Annotated in this window: 16 protein-coding genes and 1 pseudogene; 12 read left to right on the top strand and 5 right to left on the bottom strand. The window is 72.2% G+C overall.

Features of this window, described 5'->3' with window-relative positions:
- Positions 1-214 (bottom strand): annotated as a pseudogene (locus K206_RS40030) (DUF3108 domain-containing protein); the annotation flags it as partial.
- Positions 215-239: 25 nt separating this feature from the next.
- Complete coding sequence (locus K206_RS0132950; RefSeq protein ID WP_020206563.1) at positions 240-1,085, bottom strand: IclR family transcriptional regulator; 846 nt, start codon at positions 1,083-1,085, stop codon at positions 240-242.
- A 243-nt stretch (positions 1,086-1,328) separates the two neighbouring features.
- On the opposite strand from K206_RS0132950, the gene K206_RS0132955 reads away from it, so the two are divergent.
- The 7 genes from K206_RS0132955 (at position 1,329) to rfaE2 (ending at position 8,542) form a co-directional block, all read left to right on the top strand.
- Complete coding sequence (locus K206_RS0132955) at positions 1,329-2,363, top strand: tripartite tricarboxylate transporter substrate binding protein (RefSeq protein ID WP_020206564.1); 1,035 nt, start codon at positions 1,329-1,331, stop codon at positions 2,361-2,363.
- 71 nt (positions 2,364-2,434) lie between these two features.
- A complete protein-coding gene (locus K206_RS0132960; protein WP_020206565.1) occupies positions 2,435-3,418 on the top strand; it encodes a fumarylacetoacetate hydrolase family protein in 984 nt (327 codons plus the stop codon).
- Positions 3,419-3,581: 163 nt separating this feature from the next.
- Entirely contained in the window at positions 3,582-4,463 is an 882-nt protein-coding gene (locus K206_RS0132965; protein WP_020206566.1) for an enoyl-CoA hydratase/isomerase family protein, read from the top strand.
- A 134-nt stretch (positions 4,464-4,597) separates the two neighbouring features.
- Positions 4,598-5,557 carry a PhaM family polyhydroxyalkanoate granule multifunctional regulatory protein gene (locus tag K206_RS40035; protein WP_020206567.1) on the top strand — a complete coding sequence of 320 codons (960 nt, stop codon included), beginning with the start codon at positions 4,598-4,600 and terminating at the stop codon, positions 5,555-5,557.
- 38 nt (positions 5,558-5,595) lie between these two features.
- Positions 5,596-6,837 (top strand): patatin-like phospholipase family protein, encoded by a 1,242-nt coding sequence (locus tag K206_RS40040; RefSeq protein WP_052166038.1) that lies wholly within the window; start codon positions 5,596-5,598, stop codon positions 6,835-6,837.
- A 210-nt stretch (positions 6,838-7,047) separates the two neighbouring features.
- Positions 7,048-7,911 (top strand): ferritin, encoded by an 864-nt coding sequence (locus K206_RS0132980; RefSeq protein ID WP_020206569.1) that lies wholly within the window; start codon positions 7,048-7,050, stop codon positions 7,909-7,911.
- Positions 7,912-8,047: 136 nt separating this feature from the next.
- Positions 8,048-8,542: a D-glycero-beta-D-manno-heptose 1-phosphate adenylyltransferase gene (gene rfaE2 / locus K206_RS0132985; RefSeq protein WP_020206570.1), complete on the top strand. Its 495-nt coding sequence runs from the start codon at positions 8,048-8,050 to the stop codon at positions 8,540-8,542.
- 43 nt (positions 8,543-8,585) lie between these two features.
- Here the strand turns inward: rfaE2 and K206_RS0132990 are convergent, their stop codons facing one another.
- From K206_RS0132990 to K206_RS0133000, 3 genes are all read right to left on the bottom strand, one after another.
- Positions 8,586-9,308: an SPOR domain-containing protein gene (locus K206_RS0132990; RefSeq protein WP_020206571.1), complete on the bottom strand. Its 723-nt coding sequence runs from the start codon at positions 9,306-9,308 to the stop codon at positions 8,586-8,588.
- A 71-nt stretch (positions 9,309-9,379) separates the two neighbouring features.
- Positions 9,380-10,228 carry a type III pantothenate kinase gene (locus K206_RS0132995; protein WP_029044367.1) on the bottom strand — a complete coding sequence of 283 codons (849 nt, stop codon included), beginning with the start codon at positions 10,226-10,228 and terminating at the stop codon, positions 9,380-9,382.
- A gap of 11 nt (positions 10,229-10,239) precedes the next feature.
- Positions 10,240-11,124 (bottom strand): biotin--[acetyl-CoA-carboxylase] ligase, encoded by an 885-nt coding sequence (locus tag K206_RS0133000; protein ID WP_052166039.1) that lies wholly within the window; start codon positions 11,122-11,124, stop codon positions 10,240-10,242.
- A 213-nt stretch (positions 11,125-11,337) separates the two neighbouring features.
- On the opposite strand from K206_RS0133000, the gene K206_RS0133005 reads away from it, so the two are divergent.
- The 5 genes from K206_RS0133005 to K206_RS40045 form a co-directional block, all read left to right on the top strand.
- Entirely contained in the window at positions 11,338-12,510 is a 1,173-nt protein-coding gene (locus K206_RS0133005) for an MlaE family ABC transporter permease (RefSeq protein ID WP_369796940.1), read from the top strand.
- On the top strand, positions 12,507-13,379 hold the full coding sequence (locus K206_RS0133010; RefSeq protein WP_020206575.1) for an ABC transporter ATP-binding protein: 873 nt from the start codon (positions 12,507-12,509) through the stop codon (positions 13,377-13,379). The genes K206_RS0133005 and K206_RS0133010 overlap by 4 nt, the downstream gene beginning before the upstream one ends.
- Entirely contained in the window at positions 13,376-14,317 is a 942-nt protein-coding gene (locus tag K206_RS0133015; protein WP_043367619.1) for an MlaD family protein, read from the top strand. The genes K206_RS0133010 and K206_RS0133015 overlap by 4 nt, the downstream gene beginning before the upstream one ends.
- 134 nt (positions 14,318-14,451) lie before the next feature.
- Positions 14,452-15,063, top strand: coding sequence for an ABC-type transport auxiliary lipoprotein family protein (locus K206_RS0133020; RefSeq protein ID WP_020424010.1), 612 nt, complete (start codon positions 14,452-14,454; stop codon positions 15,061-15,063).
- Positions 15,064-15,073: 10 nt separating this feature from the next.
- Positions 15,074-16,115 (top strand): VanZ family protein (locus K206_RS40045; RefSeq protein ID WP_043367624.1); only part of this gene is annotated, 1,042 nt, incomplete at its 3' end.

The raw sequence follows: 16,115 nt of genomic DNA on the forward strand, positions 1-16,115 counted from the left end.
CGGGTTGCGGAGCAGGAGCGGGTGCCAGCGTGGGGTGCGCGGGGCGGCGCTTCTGCGCCGGCGGCGGCGCCTTTTCCGCGGGCGGCGCGGGCGGCGGCAGCAGAATCGCTTCGAGCGCGGGCAGGTCGGCGGGATCGACATGCGGCCCCGGCAGATGCATCAGGCCGAGCACGACGCCCAGGTGAACCGCCAGCACCAGCGCGAGCGCCAGCACCCAGCGCAGGCGGCGCGGGCCGGGCCTAGCGGGAGGCGCCTTTCGAATCGTCCGCCCCGTGCGTCGGGCTGCCATCAAGATAACCAAGCTCCGAAGAAATGCGCCGGGCGACGTCGCGCATGCGGCGGTCCACCGCGCCACCCCATTCTGCATCGAATACGCTTTGCGCGCCGAGCGCGATCAGCGCCATCGCGACATGGCCGTTGGCGTCGAACACCGGCATCGAGAACGCATTGATGCCCGGCAGCACGCCGCCCCGGATGCGCGCCGCGCCGCGCGCGCGCACCTCGGCGCAGACCGCGTCGTAGCCGGCCGGCGAGCGCGGCAGGTCGGGCAGGTCGTCGCGGCCGCGCTCGGCCAGTTCCCGTTCGACCAGCGCCCGCGTCTGTTGTTTCGGCAGGTAGGCGCCGAACAGCCGGCCGGTGGCCGAGTTGAGCATGGGCATCACGTCGCCCAGGCGCAGGCTCACCGTCACCGGGTGGCTGGACTCCTCCCAGTGCACGATGGTCGGGCCGTGGTTGCCCCACACGGCGATGCCGACGGTCTGGTCGATCTCGTCGCGCAACTGCGACAGGACCGGGCGCGCCTTCTTGACCGGATCGAGCCGGTTCAGGCCGGCCAGGCCGAGCTGCAGCGCGAACGGCCCGAGATCGTAGCGGCCGCCCACCGGGTCCTGCGCCACCACGCCCAGGCGCTGGAAGCTGACCAGGTAGCGGTGCGCCTTGGCCGGGTTCATGTCGGCGGCGGCGGCGAGGTCGCGCAGCATCATCGCGCGCGGCGAGGCGGCCAGCGCCTGCAGCAGCTTGAAGCCGACCTCGATCGACTGGATGCCGGAGCGCAGCTTGGAATCGTCTTCTTCGGGTTCGGTCATGCGGCAGCGGGGTGGGAGGATGGCGGGGCGGAAAAACGAAACGGCGGACGGCAATGGACGGCAATGGACGGCGCGCGTCACATTACACCAGACTCGCCGCGCCGGTTCAGCCGTGAATTTACTATAGCGAAATCGATTTACCGATTTTTAAACCGCCGGTAGACTTTCCGCGCATAACGAGCCGCCGGCACGACGCCATGCAACGCACATGGCGCGGCCGCCTTCCATCAGGAGACAACCAAGATGACCCGCCTCGCGCCCCGCGGCGACACCGCCGTTTCCGCATCCCGCCGCCCCTTTCGCCTCGCCCGCCCCCTGCCCCTGCTCGCGCTGCTGGCGCTGGGCCTCGCCGCCGGCCAGCCGGCCCGCGCCGCGGACGCGTGGCCGAGCCAGCCGGTGCGCTGGGTGGTGCCCTATCCGGCCGGCGGCGGCACCGACGTGGTGGCGCGCACGCTGGGCCAGGCCATCACGCCGGCGCTGGGCCAGCAGGTGGTGATCGACAACCGCCCCGGCGCCGCCACCATCGTCGGCGCCGACGCGGTGGCCCACGCCAGGCCCGACGGCTACACGCTGCTGACCGCCGACACCGCCACGCTGGCGGCCAATCCCGCGCTCTACAGGAAGCTGCCCTACGACGCCGGCAAGGACTTCGTGCACGTCGGCCTGGTGGCGCGCTTCCCGCTGATCCTGGTGGCCGCGCCGAACTTCCCGGCGCGCACGCTCAAGGAGGCGGTGGAATACGCGCAGCAGAACCCGGGCAAGGTCAATTTCGCCTCGCCCGGCGCCGGCAGCCCGCACCACCTGGCGATGGAGCTGTTCATGGACCAGACCCGCACGAAGATGACGCACGTGCCGTACAAGGGCGCCGCGCCCGCCGTGCAGGACCTGCTGGCGGGCCAGGTCGACCTGATGTTCCTCGACCTCGCCGCGGGCCAGCAGAACATCATCGCCGGCAAGGTGCGCGCGCTCGGCGCGGCCACGCCGCGGCGCCTGGCCGCGCTGCCGGCGGTGCCGACCGTGGCCGAGGCCGGCGTGCCCGGCTTCGAGGCCTACGCCTGGCAGGGCGTGGTGGCGCCGGCGGGCACGCCGCGGCCGGTGGTGGCGCGCCTGAACGCCGAGCTGGCCAGGGCGCTCAGGAGCCCCGAGGTGCAGAAGCGCTTCGAGGGCATCGGCGTGGAGCCGGTGTCCGGCACGCCCGAGGAATTCGCGCAGTACGCGCGCGCGGAATCCGAGCGCTGGGGCAAACTGATCAAGGCCAAGGGCATCACGGTAGACTAGCGGTCGCGCCGCGCCGGCACCGCGAGGATGCGCGGCGCGGCCTTCCGCTTTGTCCCAATGCACCTGAATACATGAAACTCGCCACCCTCAAGGACGGCTCCCGCGACGGCCAGCTCGTGGTCGTCTCGCGCGACCTCAAGACCGCGCACTACGTCAACGACATCGCCGGCAAGCTGCAGACCGTGCTGGACGACTGGCAGTTCTACGCGCCGCAGTTGCAGGACGTCTACGACGCGCTCAACGCCGGCCGCGCGCGCCACCCGTTCGCGTTCGACGCGCGCGCCTGCATGGCGCCGCTGCCGCGCGCCTACCAGTGGGCCGACGGCTCGGCCTACGTCAACCACGTCGAGCTGGTGCGCCGCGCGCGCGGCGCCGAGATGCCGCCCGAATTCTGGACCGACCCGCTCATGTACCAGGGCGGCTCCGACGACCTGATCGGCCCGCACGACGACATCGTGTGCGCCAGCGAGGCCCACGGCATCGACTTCGAGGCCGAGGTGGCCGTCATCACCGGCGACGTCAAGGCCGGCGCCACGCCCGAGCAGGCCGCCGAAGGCATCCGCCTGCTGATGCTGGCCAACGACGTGTCGCTGCGCAACCTGATCCCGGCCGAGCTGGGCAAGGGCTTCGGCTTCTTCCAGAGCAAGCCGGCCACGGCGTTCTCGCCGGTGGCGGTGACGCCCGACGAGCTCGGCGAAGCCTGGCGCGAGCGCCGCGTGCACCTGCCCATGACCGTGCACTGGAACAGCAAGAAAGTGGGCTGGCCCGACTGCGGCACCGACATGGTGTTCGACTTCGGCCAGCTCATCGCCCATATCTGCAAGACGCGCAACGTGCGCGCCGGCAGCATCGTCGGCTCGGGCACCATCTCCAACGTGGACCGCAGCAAGGGCTACTGCTGCATCGCCGAGAAGCGCATGCTGGAGATCATCGACGGCGGCCAGCCCGTCACCGGCTTCATGAAGTTCGGCGACGCGGTCAAGATCGAGATGTTCGACGCGCAGGGACACTCGGTGTTCGGCGCCATCGACCAGCTGGTGTCGGCGCGCGGCTGAAGTCCGTGCGCGGCGGCATGGCCGGGCGGCGGCGCGGCAGGCACGCTTATAATTGACCGACCGCCCGGTCTGCCAATCGCCACCGGCCGCCGGCGGTGCCCCGGGCCGCCTGGCGCGGCCCGGCCCATGTTCCCCTACGGAATGGCCGAGGCCATCGCTGCCCATGAACGCGCTTCCCCCGCAGTCTTCGCCGCCCTCCCCGCCGCAAGGCGCTACCCCGCCCTCTCCGCTCTCGCCACGCTATGCCCGCTACAGCGCGCTGACGCTGCGCCGGCACGGCCCCATCCTGGAGATCGTGATGGGCGCCGGCCAGTCCGCCAACGGCAAGCTGGCCACCGCCGACGCCAACATGCACCGCGAGCTGGCCGAGATCTGGCGCGACGTGTCCGCCGACCCCGACATCCGCGTGGCGCTGATCCGCGGCGAGGGCAAGGGCTTCTCGGCCGGCGGCGACCTCTCTCTGGTGGAGGACATGGCCAACGACTTCGCCACCCGCACGCGCGTGTGGCACGAGGCGCGCGACCTGGTCTACAACGTGATCAACTGCGACAAGCCGATCGTCTCCGCCATGCACGGCCCGGCCGTGGGCGCGGGCCTGGTGGCCGGGCTGCTGGCCGACATCTCGATCGCGGCGCGCACCGCGCGCATCGTCGACGGCCACACCCGGCTGGGGGTGGCGGCCGGCGACCACGCGGCGATCGTGTGGCCGCTGCTGTGCGGGATGGCCAAGGCCAAGTACTATCTGATGCTGTGCGAGTCGGTGAGCGGCGAAGAGGCCGAGCGCATCGGGCTGGTGTCGCTGGTGGTGGACGAATCGGAGCTGGTCGGGCGCGCCTTCGAGGTGGCGCGCAGGCTGGCCGAGGGCTCGCAGACCGCGATCCGCTGGACCAAGTACGCGCTCAACAACTGGCTGCGCATGGCGGGGCCGTCGTTCGACAGTTCGCTGGCGCTGGAATTCATGGGCTTTGCCGGCCCCGACGTGCGCGAGGGCGTGGCCAGCCTGCGCGAGAAGCGCCCGCCGCGGTTCGACCGGGCCGGCGACTGACGCGGCACCGACGCGGCACCGACGCAACACCAACGCAGTAACCCAGGCAACACCCAGGCAGCACGCAGCACGATTGATGCAGTTCGACCCAGCAGCCGGCGCCGCCGGCTGCCGACCCGCGGAGGCGAGTAACCATGTTCGGCCAGATTCCAGATTTCACCAACGGCTTCGAGTTCCTGCGCAAGATGTGGGGCAGCGCCGCGGGCATGCCCGGCGGCCTGATGCCCGGCCTGCAGGCCATGACCCCGCCGATGGACCTGGAAGAACTGGAAAAGCGCATCCACGACCTCAAGGCCGTGGAGGGCTGGCTGCAGCTCAACGTCAATCTGCTGCGCACCACCATCCAGGGCCTGGAAGTCCAGCGCGCCACGCTGGTGGCCTTGCAGACCTTCGGCAGCGCGCTCTCGCCCGAGGCCATGCAGAGCGCGATGGAAAACGTGGCGCGCGCCGCCAACGCGCCCAGCGCGGTGCCGCCGCACCAGCGCAGGGAGGAGCCCGCCGGCTTCGGCGCGCGCGCCGAGCCCACGGTGGAGGAAAACGAGGACGACGAGGACGAAGGCCCGCCCGAAGCCGCGCAGGCACCCCAGGCCGAGGCCGGCGAGGCCAAGCGCCAGGACAGCGCCGCGGCGCCCAACGCCGGGCTCTGGTGGGACATGCTGCAGCAGCAGTTCAACCAGATCGCCGCCAGTGCCGCCAGCGCCAGCCTGAACCCGTTCGGCAACCTCGGCGGCTTCGGCATGCCGGGCGCCGCGCCGGCCGCGCCGGCGCGTGCCGGGAAGGCCGCCGACCCGGCCCGGCCGGCGAAGAAAAAGGCCGCGGCCCGCAAGGCCGGCGCCAAATCCACGTCCAAGTCCGCGTCCAAGCCCAAGACCACATCCGGGCCCGTACCCGGGACTGCGGCCAAGACGGTAGCCAGGACCGCGTCCAAGACCGGCGCCAAGACCGCCGCCAGGCCCGCGCGCAAGGCGCCGGCCCCGCGCCCGGCAACCGTGCAGGACACCGCCACGCCCGCCGACACCGCGCCCCGGACCGCGCCCGACACCGCGCCCGGGACTGGCGGCAAGCCGGACACCGGGCCCGGCGGCGAGCGCTGACCGACCGCCCCACCGCTCCCGAGCCCAGCCCCCGACGCATGCCGGCACCGAAACCGACTTCACTCATCATGATGGGCGGCGGCGCGCGCGCCGCCTACCAGGCCGGCGTGCTGCGCGGCATCGCGCGCATCGCCGCGCGCCACGGGCTGGACCGCAGCCGCATTCCGTTCGACATCATCTGCGGCACCTCGGCCGGCGCCATCAACGGCGCCGGCATGGCCATCAACGCCGCCAACTTCCGCGCCGCCGCCGACAGCCTGGCCGCGCTGTGGAGCGGCATCCATGCCGAGGACGTCTACCGCACCGGGCTGGTGGGCGTGGGCGCCTCGGGCGCGCGCTGGCTGTCCGCGCTGGCCTTCGGCTGGGTCACGCGCCGCGCGCCGCGCGCGCTGTTCGACAACGAGCCGCTGGGCGGCATGCTGGGCGAGCTGTTCGATCCCGAGCGCGTGCAGGTCAGCCTCGACGCCGGCGACCTGCAGGCCTTCGCCGTGACCGCGCTGTCCTACACCACCGGGCGCCACGTCACCTTCTACCAGTCGCACCACCGCATCCACCCGTGGAAGCGCAGCCAGCGGCTGGCGGTGGAGGCCAAGATCGGCGTGGACCACCTGCTGGCCTCGTCCTCGATCCCGTTCCTGTTCCCGGCGCTGCCGCTCGAGCTGGAAGGCCATCACGAGTGGTTCGGCGACGGCACCATGCGCCAGATGTCGCCGCTGTCGCCGGCCATCCACCTGGGCGCGTCGCGCATCCTGGCCATCGGCGCCGCCTCGCGCCAGCGCCCGGGCTGGTTCGACACCGTGCCCGCGGGCGGCTACCCGTCGCTGGCGCAGGTGGGCGGGCAGGCGCTGGCCAGCATCTTCCTCGACGGCCTGTCGGCGGACCTGGAGCGCCTGCAGCACATCAACAGCCTGCTCGCGCGCATGCCGGAGATCGCCAACGACAGCGAGGGCTGGCGCCCGGTGGAGGTGATGACGATCTCGCCCAGCGAGCCCGTCGAGGCCATCGCCGCGGCGCACGTGCACCGGCTGCCGCGCACCGTGCGCGCCCTGCTGACCCCGCTCGGCGGCACCGAGGCGCGCGGCGCCGCCTTCGCCAGCTACCTGCTGTTCGAGCCCGAATTCACCCAGGCGCTGATCGACCTCGGCGAGCGCGACGCGATGGCGCAGCAGCACGAGCTCGCCGCCTTCCTGTATGGCGTCATCCCGCCCGACGGCGACGCGCCCGATGCGGCGGCGGCCGCGCCCGCCGAGCTTGCGCCGCCGGCCGGCGTGGCGGCCTGAGCGGACCGGCCCGGCGCGTATCCCGGCGGGCGCTTTTCCAGGCGCATGCCGCATGCGGGCGGCCGGCAAGCGGCCAGCCGTGCGCGATATTCGCCCATAACTTGGTGTTTTACCGCTCCGGATGTCTCCAGCCGCTTGCATTCAGCGCAAAAAGGGCGTTGGGAATAATTCGCATCTGTTAGAATCTGCCCGTAATTTCAAAGGCTTACCATGCTCTACCCCGAACTGTTCAAATCGCTGGAAGCGGTCCGTTGGCACATGGACAAGGACATCCCCTGGGATTCCTTCGACGCGAGCCTGCTCACCGACGACCAGGCCAAGACGATTCGCATGAACGCCATCACCGAGTGGTCGGCCCTGCCCGCCACCGAGATGTTCCTGCGCGACAACCGCCACGATTCCGACTTTTCGGCCTTCATGAGCATCTGGTTCTTCGAAGAGCAGAAGCATTCGCTGGTGCTGATGGAATACCTGCGCCGCTTCCGCCCGGACCTGGTGCCGACCGAGGAAGAGCTGCACGCGGTGCGCTTCGAGTTCGACCCGGCTCCGCCGCTGGAAACCCTGATGCTGCATTTCTGCGGCGAGATCCGCCTCAACCACTGGTATCGCCGCGCCGCCGAATGGCACACCGAACCCGTGATCAAGCAGATCTACCGCACGCTGTCGCAGGACGAGGCCCGCCACGGCGGCGCCTACCTGCGCTACATGAAGAAGTACCTGGTCCAGTTCGGCGACAGCGCGCGCTCGGCCTTCGCCAAGATCGGCGTGCTGATGGCCTCGGCGCGGCGCACCGACAAGCCGCTGCACCCGACCAACCTGCACGTCAACAAGACGCTGTTCCCGAACGACACCATCCAGTCGCGCCTGCCCGACCCGGACTGGCTCGAGCACTGGCTCGACGAGCAGATCCGCTTCGACGAAGGCTGGGAGAAGAAGGTCATCGAGCGCATCCTGCACAATATGTCGCTGCTGTTCGAGCGCACCTTCGAGACGGTGCAGGACCTGAACCGCTACCGCAAGGAACTGAACGCGCGCCTGCAGGCCGCGGGCGGCGCCCAGCCGGCGCAGGCCTGATCCTTCAGGCGATGGGCTCCGTCGGATGACGGCGCTTCAGGCCGCCGGCGACGTCAGCCTGCCGGAGGTCTGCCAGCAACCCGAAGCCCCATCGTATGATGGGGCTTTGTCTTTTCCAGCCAAACCCGCCACCGCCATGCTCCCCGCTTCCTTCGAATCCAAACTGGTCCCGCCCGACGACGCCGCCGCGCTGGCCCGGCAACTGGCCGCGCTGCCGCGCCCGATGGTCTTCACCAACGGCGTGTTCGACATCCTCCACCGCGGCCACGCCACCTACCTGGCGCAGGCCAGGGCGATGGGCGCGAGCCTGGTGGTGGGCGTAAACAGCGACGCCTCGGTGCGCATGCTGGGCAAGGGCGACGACCGCCCGCTCAACCACGAAGCGGACCGCATGGCGCTGGTGGCCGCGCTCGCCTCGGTGGACCTGGTGGTGATGTTCCGCGAGAAGACGCCGGTGGAGCTGATCCGGCTGGTGCGCCCGGACATCTACGTCAAGGGCGGCGACTATGACATCGACACGCTGGAAGAAACCCGGCTGGTGCGCAGCTGGGGCGGGCAGGCGCACGCCATCGCGTTCCTGCACGACCGCTCCACCACCAAGCTGCTGACCAAGGTGCGCCAGGGCGGCTGAACCCCGGGCCGCGCAACCACGCCGGGATTCTTTTGAAACAGCCTCAGGCGCAGGTCGACAGGTCGGACACGCCGTAGCGCCGGCGCACCTCGTCGAGCCGCGTGCGCAGCGCGGCGTCGGCGTTGCGCACGCGCAGCCACTGGCGCGTGAGCGGATGCGGCGCGTCGCTCAGCAGCGCGGTGCGCACGCCGTGCTCGCGCAGGTTGTCCAGGAAATGCTCGGCGTGGTCGCGCTCCTGGAACAGGCCCAGCGATACCGTGTAGGTCTGCGGCGAGCCGCCGCTGACCACCGCCACGTCGGTGACGTTGCGCCGGCGCAGCTCGCCGAGCTTGCGCTCCACGCTCTCGCGCGAAGGCTGCGGCGGCAGGTGGACCCACCAGCGCGCCTGCTCCTGCCGCTCGAACTGCTCCACCCGCCACGCGCCCGGCGGCGCGCCGGCCAGCTCGTCGGCCACGCGCCGCACCAGATCCCCGTTGAAGCCGCCGATTTCCACGCAGGCCGAGGCCACCGGCGTGAGCGCTGCCGCCTGCGCGGCGCTGGCGCCCGGCGGCGTGGCCGGCGCCGCCACCGCGGGCGCGGAGGCCGCGCCCTGCTGCCCGGCCATCTGGCGGAAGCGTTCGGCGCGCGCCTGCTGGGCGGCGCGCTCGGGCTCGCGCGGGCTTTCGAGCCAGCCCGACAAGGGCCGCGGGCCGAAGGCGCCGAACACGGCGGCCAGCAGCAAGGCGTTGCACAGGACCAGCAGGATGAGCAGGTTTCGCAGGAGCATGGGGCGATGCGGGCGGAACGTCAGGCAGCGCGCGCGCGGCGCGCGGAACAGGTTGGGAAGACCATGCGCGGTCAGTCCGGCAGGATGCCCGCGCCGTGCTGCGCGGCCATGACATGCAGGCCGAGCAGCACGAGATTATCGTGCATCTCGAACGGCATGCAGAGCGCCTGGGCGAGGATGTGGCGCGCGCCGCCCGAGATCAGGCAGCGCACCGGGCCGCGTCCGGACAGCGCGCGCCAGGTGCGCTCCACCGCACCGGCCTGCGCGGCCAGGCAGCCGGCGGCGATGGCGTCGCGCGTGTTGTCGGCCCACGGCACGGACAGGCCGGCATCGCTGGCGTCCAGCGTGGGCAACTGCGCCGTGTTGCGCGCCAGCGCGCCCAGCATCAGGTCCACCCCGGGCAGGATCAGGCCGCCTTCGAAGCGGTCCTGCGCGCTCACCACGTCGAGCGTGGTGGCGGTGCCGGCGGTGACGATCAGCAGCGCGCCCTGCGGGCGGTAGCGGCGCGCGCCGATGCTGCCGGTCCAGCGGTCCACGCCGAGCTGGCGGGGATCGCGGTAGCCGTTGACGAGGCTGCCGAAGCGCGGCGCCGAGCGCACCCAGGTGACGCCGGCGCCGGCGCCGAACACGGCATCGAGCGCGGCCCGCAGGCTGGCCGCCACGGCCGTGCCGGCCACGTTGCTGACCCACACCTGCGGCCGCGCGCCGCCAGCGGCGTCGCGCAGCGCGCCCCACTGCGGCAGCAGCGCGTCGAGCTCGCCGTGGGCCGCCGCGCCGGCGTGCCGCCACGGCGTGGGCAGCGGGCCGTCGGCCGGCGCATCGGCGGCGGCGGCGGCGGCAGCGGCGGGCGAGTCCCGCGTGCACCAGGCCCATTTCAGGCGGGTGTTGCCGATGTCGATCAGCAGCCGCGGCGCCGGCATGGCGGCGGCGCTCATGCCGGCGCCCCGCCCGCGCCGGCCGGCGCGGCCCGCAGCGATACCTCGCCGCTGGAGATGCGCTCCAGCCCGGCGGCCGTTTCCAGCAGCAGGTGGCCGTCGCCGTCGACGCCGCGCGCCAGGCCCTCGGCCTGCACCTGGCCGTCGTGCAGCAGGCGCACCGGCTGGTCGCGGAAGGCGTCGCGCGCCGACCAGCGCGGCGCCATCGGCGCGAAGCCGTCGGCGATGAAGGCCGCGCGCATCGCCGCCAGCCGGTTCAGCACGGCGGCCAGCAGCGCGGTGGGGTCGGGCGCGGGCAGGTATTCGGCCACGCCGGCCAGCTCGCGCCCGAGCGCGGCCTCCATCTGCGCGTCGCGCACCAGGTTCAGGCCGATGCCGATCACCGCCCAGACCCGCCGCGGCCCCGCCGGCACCGACTCGATCAGGATGCCGGCCAGCTTGCGGCCGCCGATCTGCAGGTCGTTGGGCCATTTGAGGCGGACCGCGGCGCCCAGGCGCGCGTCGTGGTCCGCCAGCGCCTCGGCCAGCGCCAGGCCGACCGCCAGGCTCAGCCCGCTGAGCTGCGACGGCGCCAGCGGCAGCGGCAACGCGACCGAGAAGGTCAGCCCGGCCTGCCCCTGCCACGGGCGGCCCTGGCGCCCGCGCCCGGCGGTCTGGTTGTAGGTCAGGCGCAGCGTGCCGGCCTCGCCCCATGGCGCGGCGCGGCTGGCCAGCATGAGGTCGGCGTTGGTGGAGCCGGTTTCGTCGACCGCCCCGAGGGCCCAGCCGCGCGCGTCGCCGTCCAGCGCGGCGCGCAGGCGGTCCATGTCGATGCGCCAGGCCGGCGGCGGCGAAGAGGGCAAGAGTGACGAAGGCGGCGGCAGCGGAGAGTCAGCGGACATGCGGGGCGATGGGCACGGAAAACACGGAAAGCGCGAACATGGAGAAGCGCCGTGGCGCGCGCGGCGGGGCCGGCGCGGCAGGGCCTGCCCGCATTGTAGCCGCGCCGTCCGCGCGGCAAGTGCGCGGCAAGCATGGGACAAGCGCGCAGGCGAGGCGCACGGAACGCGGAAAATCCGCGGCCGGCGCGCGGCCCCGTCCTTCCGGCGCCCGCTATGCCTGCGCGTGGCTTAGAATCGAGACTTGCCCATCACTTCCCCCATCCATTGGAAAGCCTGAGCACGCCAGCCATTGAAGTGACGCGCGCGGACGGCGCGGCAACGGCGCACCTGCGCGGCGACTGGACCGCGCTCGCGCTGTCGGACTGCCATCGCGCCCGCGCGCTGCGCCACGAACTGCACACGGTCGGCGCCGACGCGCAATGGTCGCTGGCGGGCCTGGGCCGGCTCGACCACGTCGGCGCGCAACTGATGTGGCAGGCCTGGGGCAGCAAGCTGCCCGAGCGCCTGGAAGCCAATGAAGCCCAGCGCCGCGTGTTCGGCCGCGTGGCCGGGCTGCGCCGCGAAAACTGGAAGAAGCACATGGTGGACCGCTTCAACCCGGTCACGCTGCTCGGCGCCTCGATCCTGTCGATGCTCGCGCAGCTCGCCAACGGCGTGACCATGCTGGGCCAGCTCGCCTTCGACCTGCTGCGCTTCGCGCGCGCGCCGCAGCGCGGGCCGTGGCGCGAGATCTCGGCCAACATCTACAGCATCGGCTACAAGGCGCTCGGCATCACCGCGCTGGTGGGATTCCTGATCGGCATCGTGCTGTCCTACCTGTCGGCCAACCAGTTGCGCATCTTCGGCGCCAGCATCTTCATCGTCAACATCCTCGGCATGGCGGTGATCCGCGAGCTCGGGCCGGTGCTGGCGGCGATCCTGATCGCCGGGCGCTCGGGCTCGGCCATCACCGCGCAGATCGGCGTGATGCGCGTGACCGAGGAGCTCGACGCCATGCGCGTGATGGGCATCTCGCACGGCTTCCGGCTCATCATGCCGCGCGTGATCGCGCTGGCCGTGGCGATGCCGCTGCTGGTGGCCTGGACCGACGTGATGGCGCTCAGCGGCGGCATGCTGGCCGCGCACTTCCAGCTGAACATCAGCGCGGCCTTCTTCCTGCGCGCGCTGCCCGACGCCGTGCCGGTGGCCAACCTGTGGCTGGGGCTGGGCAAGGGCGTGGTGTTCGGCATGCTGATCGCGCTCACGGCCTGCCACTTCGGCCTGCGCATCCAGCCCAACACGCGCAGCCTGGGCGAAGGCACCACCGCCTCGGTCGTGACCTCGATCACCGTGGTGATCGTGGCCGACGCGATCTTCGCCATCCTCTTCAAGGACGTCGGCATATGAACGCGGCAGCCATCGCGCCCTCCGCGCCGGGCGGCGTGCAACCCGACCAGCGCACCACCGTGATCGAGGTGCGCCACCTGGTCAAGCGCTTCGGCGAGGCGGTCGTGCACGACGATCTGAACCTCGACGTCTACCGCGGCGAGGTGCTGTCCATCGTGGGCGGCTCGGGCAGCGGCAAGACCGTGCTGCTGCGCCAGATCGTGGGGCTGGAGCGCCCCACCTCGGGCACCATCCGCGTGTTCGGCGAGGACCTCAAGACGCTCGGCGCGGCCGCGCTGCAGGCGCTGCGCAACCGCTGGGGGCTGCAGTTCCAGCGCGGCGCGCTGTTCTCGGCGCTGTCGGTGATCGACAACATCGCGCTGCCGCTGCGTGAACTTCGCACCCTGCCCGACGATCTGATCTGCCAGGCTTCGCTGCTCAAGCTGCAACTGGTGGGCCTGAGCGCGCGCGACGCGGACAAGATGCCGTCCGACCTGTCCGGCGGCATGATCAAGCGCGTGGCGCTGGCGCGCGCGCTGGCGCTGGAGCCGGAGCTGGTGTTCCTGGACGAGCCCACCGCGGGGCTGGACCCGATGGCCTCGGACGACTACGTGGCGCTGATCCGCGAGCTGCGCCGCGAGCTGGGGCTGACCGTGGTGATGGTGACGCACGACCTCGACACGCTGGTGGCGCTGTCGGACCGCGTGGCGGTGCTGGCCGACCACAAGGTGCTGGCGGCGCGGCCGATCCGCGAGCTGGTGCGCATCGACCACCCGTTCATCCGCGAATATTTCCTCGGCGAGCGCGGGCAGCGCGCCATGCAGGCCCTGCCCCCGGCGCCGGCGGCGGGACCGGCAAGTCCGGCGGGCCCGCAACCTGGAGAAGCATGATGGAAAACAAGTCACACGCCTTCCTGGCCGGCGTGTTCACGATCGGCCTGGCGGTCCTGGTGCTGTTCTCGATCTTCTGGTTCAGCAGCGACCACGCCGTGCTCGTGCCCTACGACCTCATCACCCGCTCCACCGTCAACGGCCTCGGCCCGCAGGCCGACGTCAAGTACCGCGGGCTGGACGTGGGCAAGGTGGACTCGATCCGCTTCGACCCCGCCGTGCCGGGCCAGATCATCGTGCGCGTGAGCGTCGACCGCAACACCCCCATCACCACCACCACCTACGCCACGCTGAGCTTCCAGGGCGTGACCGGCATCGGCTACGTGCAGCTCGACGACACCGCCACGCAGAACGGCGGCCAGCCCTCGCCGCACCTGCCGACCTCGCCCAAGTCGGTGGCGCGCATCGCCATGCGCGCGGGCTTCTTCGAGGAACTCGAAAAGCGCGGCGACTCCCTGCTCACCCAGCTCGAGACCCTGATGGACTCGCTCGGCGACATGTTCCAGCCCAACAACCGGCGCGACCTGATGGAGGCGATCCGCTCGGTGCGCACCACCGCCAACGACTACTCGCGCCTGGCCCACACGATCGAGCCGGCGATGCGCCAGTTGCCGCAGGTCACGGAAAACCTCAACGCCACGCTGGCCTCCACGCGGCGCCTGACGCAGGAGCTGGCCAGCCCGGACGGCACCGTGCTGCGCACCGTGGGCAGCATCGGCCGCGACCTGCAGGGCGCCGCCGATTCGGTGCAGTCGGCCGCCGCCGGCGTCAGCCAGGACACGCTGCCGCAGGTCAACGGCCTGGCCCGCGACGCGCGCCAGACCATACGCAGCATCGACCGCGCCGCCAGCCAGTTCAACGACAGCCCGCGCAGCGTGCTGTTCGGCGGCCCGTCGGCCGCGCCGGGGCCGGGCGAACCCGGCTTCACGGCGCCGTGAAGCGATCGACGCGCCCCCTCGCCACCGCCGCAGCCATCCGCCGCGATAAGGAAGCCGCCATGCAGGAAGCCGCCATGCCGCGTACCCGCGCCAACCCTCCGAGCCAACCGCCTGCGGGCCAACCCGGGCACGCCATGATGCGCCTCGCCGCCCGCTTCCGTGCCGGCACCGGCGCGCTGGCCGCCCTGGCCGTCGCCGCCGCGCTGGGCGGCTGCGCGTTCGCGCCGGCCGCGCCCACCGTCACCTACGACCTCGGCCCGCCCGCCGGCGCCGCGCCCGGCGCCACGCCGCTGCCGCGGCTGCGCGTGGCGCAGACCGACGGCCCGACCTGGCTCGACGGCAACGGGCTCTACTACCGCCTGCACTACGCCCAGGCCGAGCGCCTGCAGCCCTACGCCACCCAGCGCTGGGTGATGTCGCCGGTGCGCCTGTTCGACGAGCGCCTGCGCGAAGCGGTGGCCTCGCGCGGCGCGCTGACCTGGTACGGCGACACCGCCGCGCCGGCGGTCAAGGTCGACATGCTGGAGTTCGAGCAGGTCTTCGACAGCGCCAGCGCCAGCCGCGGCGTCATCCGCGTGCGCGCCACGGTGTTCCGCAGCGGCCTGATCGGGCAGAAGACCTTCGTCGCCGAGCAGCCCGCGCCCACGGCCGACGGCGCCGGCGGCGTCAAGGCGCTGGCCGCGGCCAGCGACGCCATCATCGCCGCCATCCTCGACTGGGCGGCCACGCTGCCGCTGCAGCAATAGGCGCCACCGCATGGCATCGGCTCCCCCGCCGTCCTCTCCGCCCCCCGAGCTGCCGTCCGCGCCGCCACCGGCATCGCGCCACTCGCCGCTGGCGCGCGTGGGCCTGCTGTGCTTCACGCTGCTGGTGGTCTACGGCAGCCTCTACCCGTTCAGCGGCTGGACCGACAACGGCATCTCGCCGCTGGCCTTCCTCACCGCGCCCAAGCCGCGCTACCTGACCGAATTCGACATCATCACCAACGTGCTCGGCTACTGCCCGTTCGGCGCGCTGGTGGTGCTGGCCCTGCACCCGCGCGTGTCCGGCGCGCGCGCCACGCTGCTGGCGCTGGCCGCGGGCGCGGTGCTGTCGGGCGTGATGGAGGCGCTGCAGACCTGGCTGCCCAACCGCATCTCGTCCAACATCGACCTCATCACCAACGCGCTGGGCGCGCTGCTCGGCGGCGCCGTGGTGGCGCCGTTCTCGGCCGCGCTGATCGACCGCGGCTCGCTGCGCCAGCTGCGCATGGCGTGGTTCGAGCCGCATGCCAGCTTCGCCATCATCCTGATGCTGCTGTGGCCGCTGGCGCAGATCTTCCCGCAGGACTACCTGTTCGGCATGGGCGGCATCGTGCGCGAGTGGCTGTCCGATCCCGACTCATGGCCGGTGCAGTGGCTGCAAGGCATGTTCCCCGCGCTGCCCGGCATGATCGAAAGCATCGGCCTGCTGCGCCCCGACGACGCGCAGGGCCAGCAACTGGTCGAGTCGCTGGTGACGGCATGCGGCTGGGTCGGCACCGGCCTGTTCGCCTCCGCCGCGATGCGCCGCCACGCGCCGATGCTGCGCATCCTCGCCGGCCTGCTCGCCGCCACGCTGCTGCTCAAGGCGGTGGTGGCGGAAATCCAGTTCCCCGACGACAACGCCTTCAACTGGCTGTCCGACGCGGGCCGCTTCGCGCTGCTCACCGGCTCGCTGGTGCTGGTGCTGCTGCTGCGCCTGCCGCGCTGGCTGCGCGGCGCGCTGGCGCTGGCCACGCTGATGGTGCTGCTGGTGCTGTGCAACCTGCTGCCGCCAA

It is taken from the genome of Cupriavidus sp. WS, from assembly GCF_000395345.1.
GTDB lineage: Bacteria > Pseudomonadota > Gammaproteobacteria > Burkholderiales > Burkholderiaceae > Cupriavidus > Cupriavidus basilensis_B.

Excerpts from the sequence above, each read along its gene's own strand:
- K206_RS0133000 (WP_052166039.1), bottom strand. The coding sequence starts at position 11,124 with ATGTCCGCTGACTCTCCGCTGCCGCCGCCTTCGTCACTCTTGCCCTCT.
- K206_RS0133005 (WP_369796940.1), top strand. The coding sequence starts at position 11,338 with ATGCCTGCGCGTGGCTTAGAATCGAGACTTGCCCATCACTTCCCCCAT.
- rfaE2 (WP_020206570.1), top strand. The coding sequence starts at position 8,048 with ATGCTCCCCGCTTCCTTCGAATCCAAACTGGTCCCGCCCGACGACGCC.
- K206_RS40040 (WP_052166038.1), top strand. The coding sequence starts at position 5,596 with ATGCCGGCACCGAAACCGACTTCACTCATCATGATGGGCGGCGGCGCG.
- K206_RS0133015 (WP_043367619.1), top strand. The coding sequence starts at position 13,376 with ATGATGGAAAACAAGTCACACGCCTTCCTGGCCGGCGTGTTCACGATC.
- K206_RS0132950 (WP_020206563.1), bottom strand. The coding sequence starts at position 1,085 with ATGACCGAACCCGAAGAAGACGATTCCAAGCTGCGCTCCGGCATCCAG.
- K206_RS0133010 (WP_020206575.1), top strand. The coding sequence starts at position 12,507 with ATGAACGCGGCAGCCATCGCGCCCTCCGCGCCGGGCGGCGTGCAACCC.
- K206_RS0132995 (WP_029044367.1), bottom strand. The coding sequence starts at position 10,228 with ATGCCGGCGCCGCGGCTGCTGATCGACATCGGCAACACCCGCCTGAAA.
- K206_RS0132990 (WP_020206571.1), bottom strand. The coding sequence starts at position 9,308 with ATGCTCCTGCGAAACCTGCTCATCCTGCTGGTCCTGTGCAACGCCTTG.
- K206_RS0132955 (WP_020206564.1), top strand. The coding sequence starts at position 1,329 with ATGACCCGCCTCGCGCCCCGCGGCGACACCGCCGTTTCCGCATCCCGC.
- K206_RS0132960 (WP_020206565.1), top strand. The coding sequence starts at position 2,435 with ATGAAACTCGCCACCCTCAAGGACGGCTCCCGCGACGGCCAGCTCGTG.
- K206_RS0132980 (WP_020206569.1), top strand. The coding sequence starts at position 7,048 with ATGCTCTACCCCGAACTGTTCAAATCGCTGGAAGCGGTCCGTTGGCAC.
- K206_RS40035 (WP_020206567.1), top strand. The coding sequence starts at position 4,598 with ATGTTCGGCCAGATTCCAGATTTCACCAACGGCTTCGAGTTCCTGCGC.
- K206_RS0133020 (WP_020424010.1), top strand. The coding sequence starts at position 14,452 with ATGATGCGCCTCGCCGCCCGCTTCCGTGCCGGCACCGGCGCGCTGGCC.
- K206_RS0132965 (WP_020206566.1), top strand. The coding sequence starts at position 3,582 with ATGAACGCGCTTCCCCCGCAGTCTTCGCCGCCCTCCCCGCCGCAAGGC.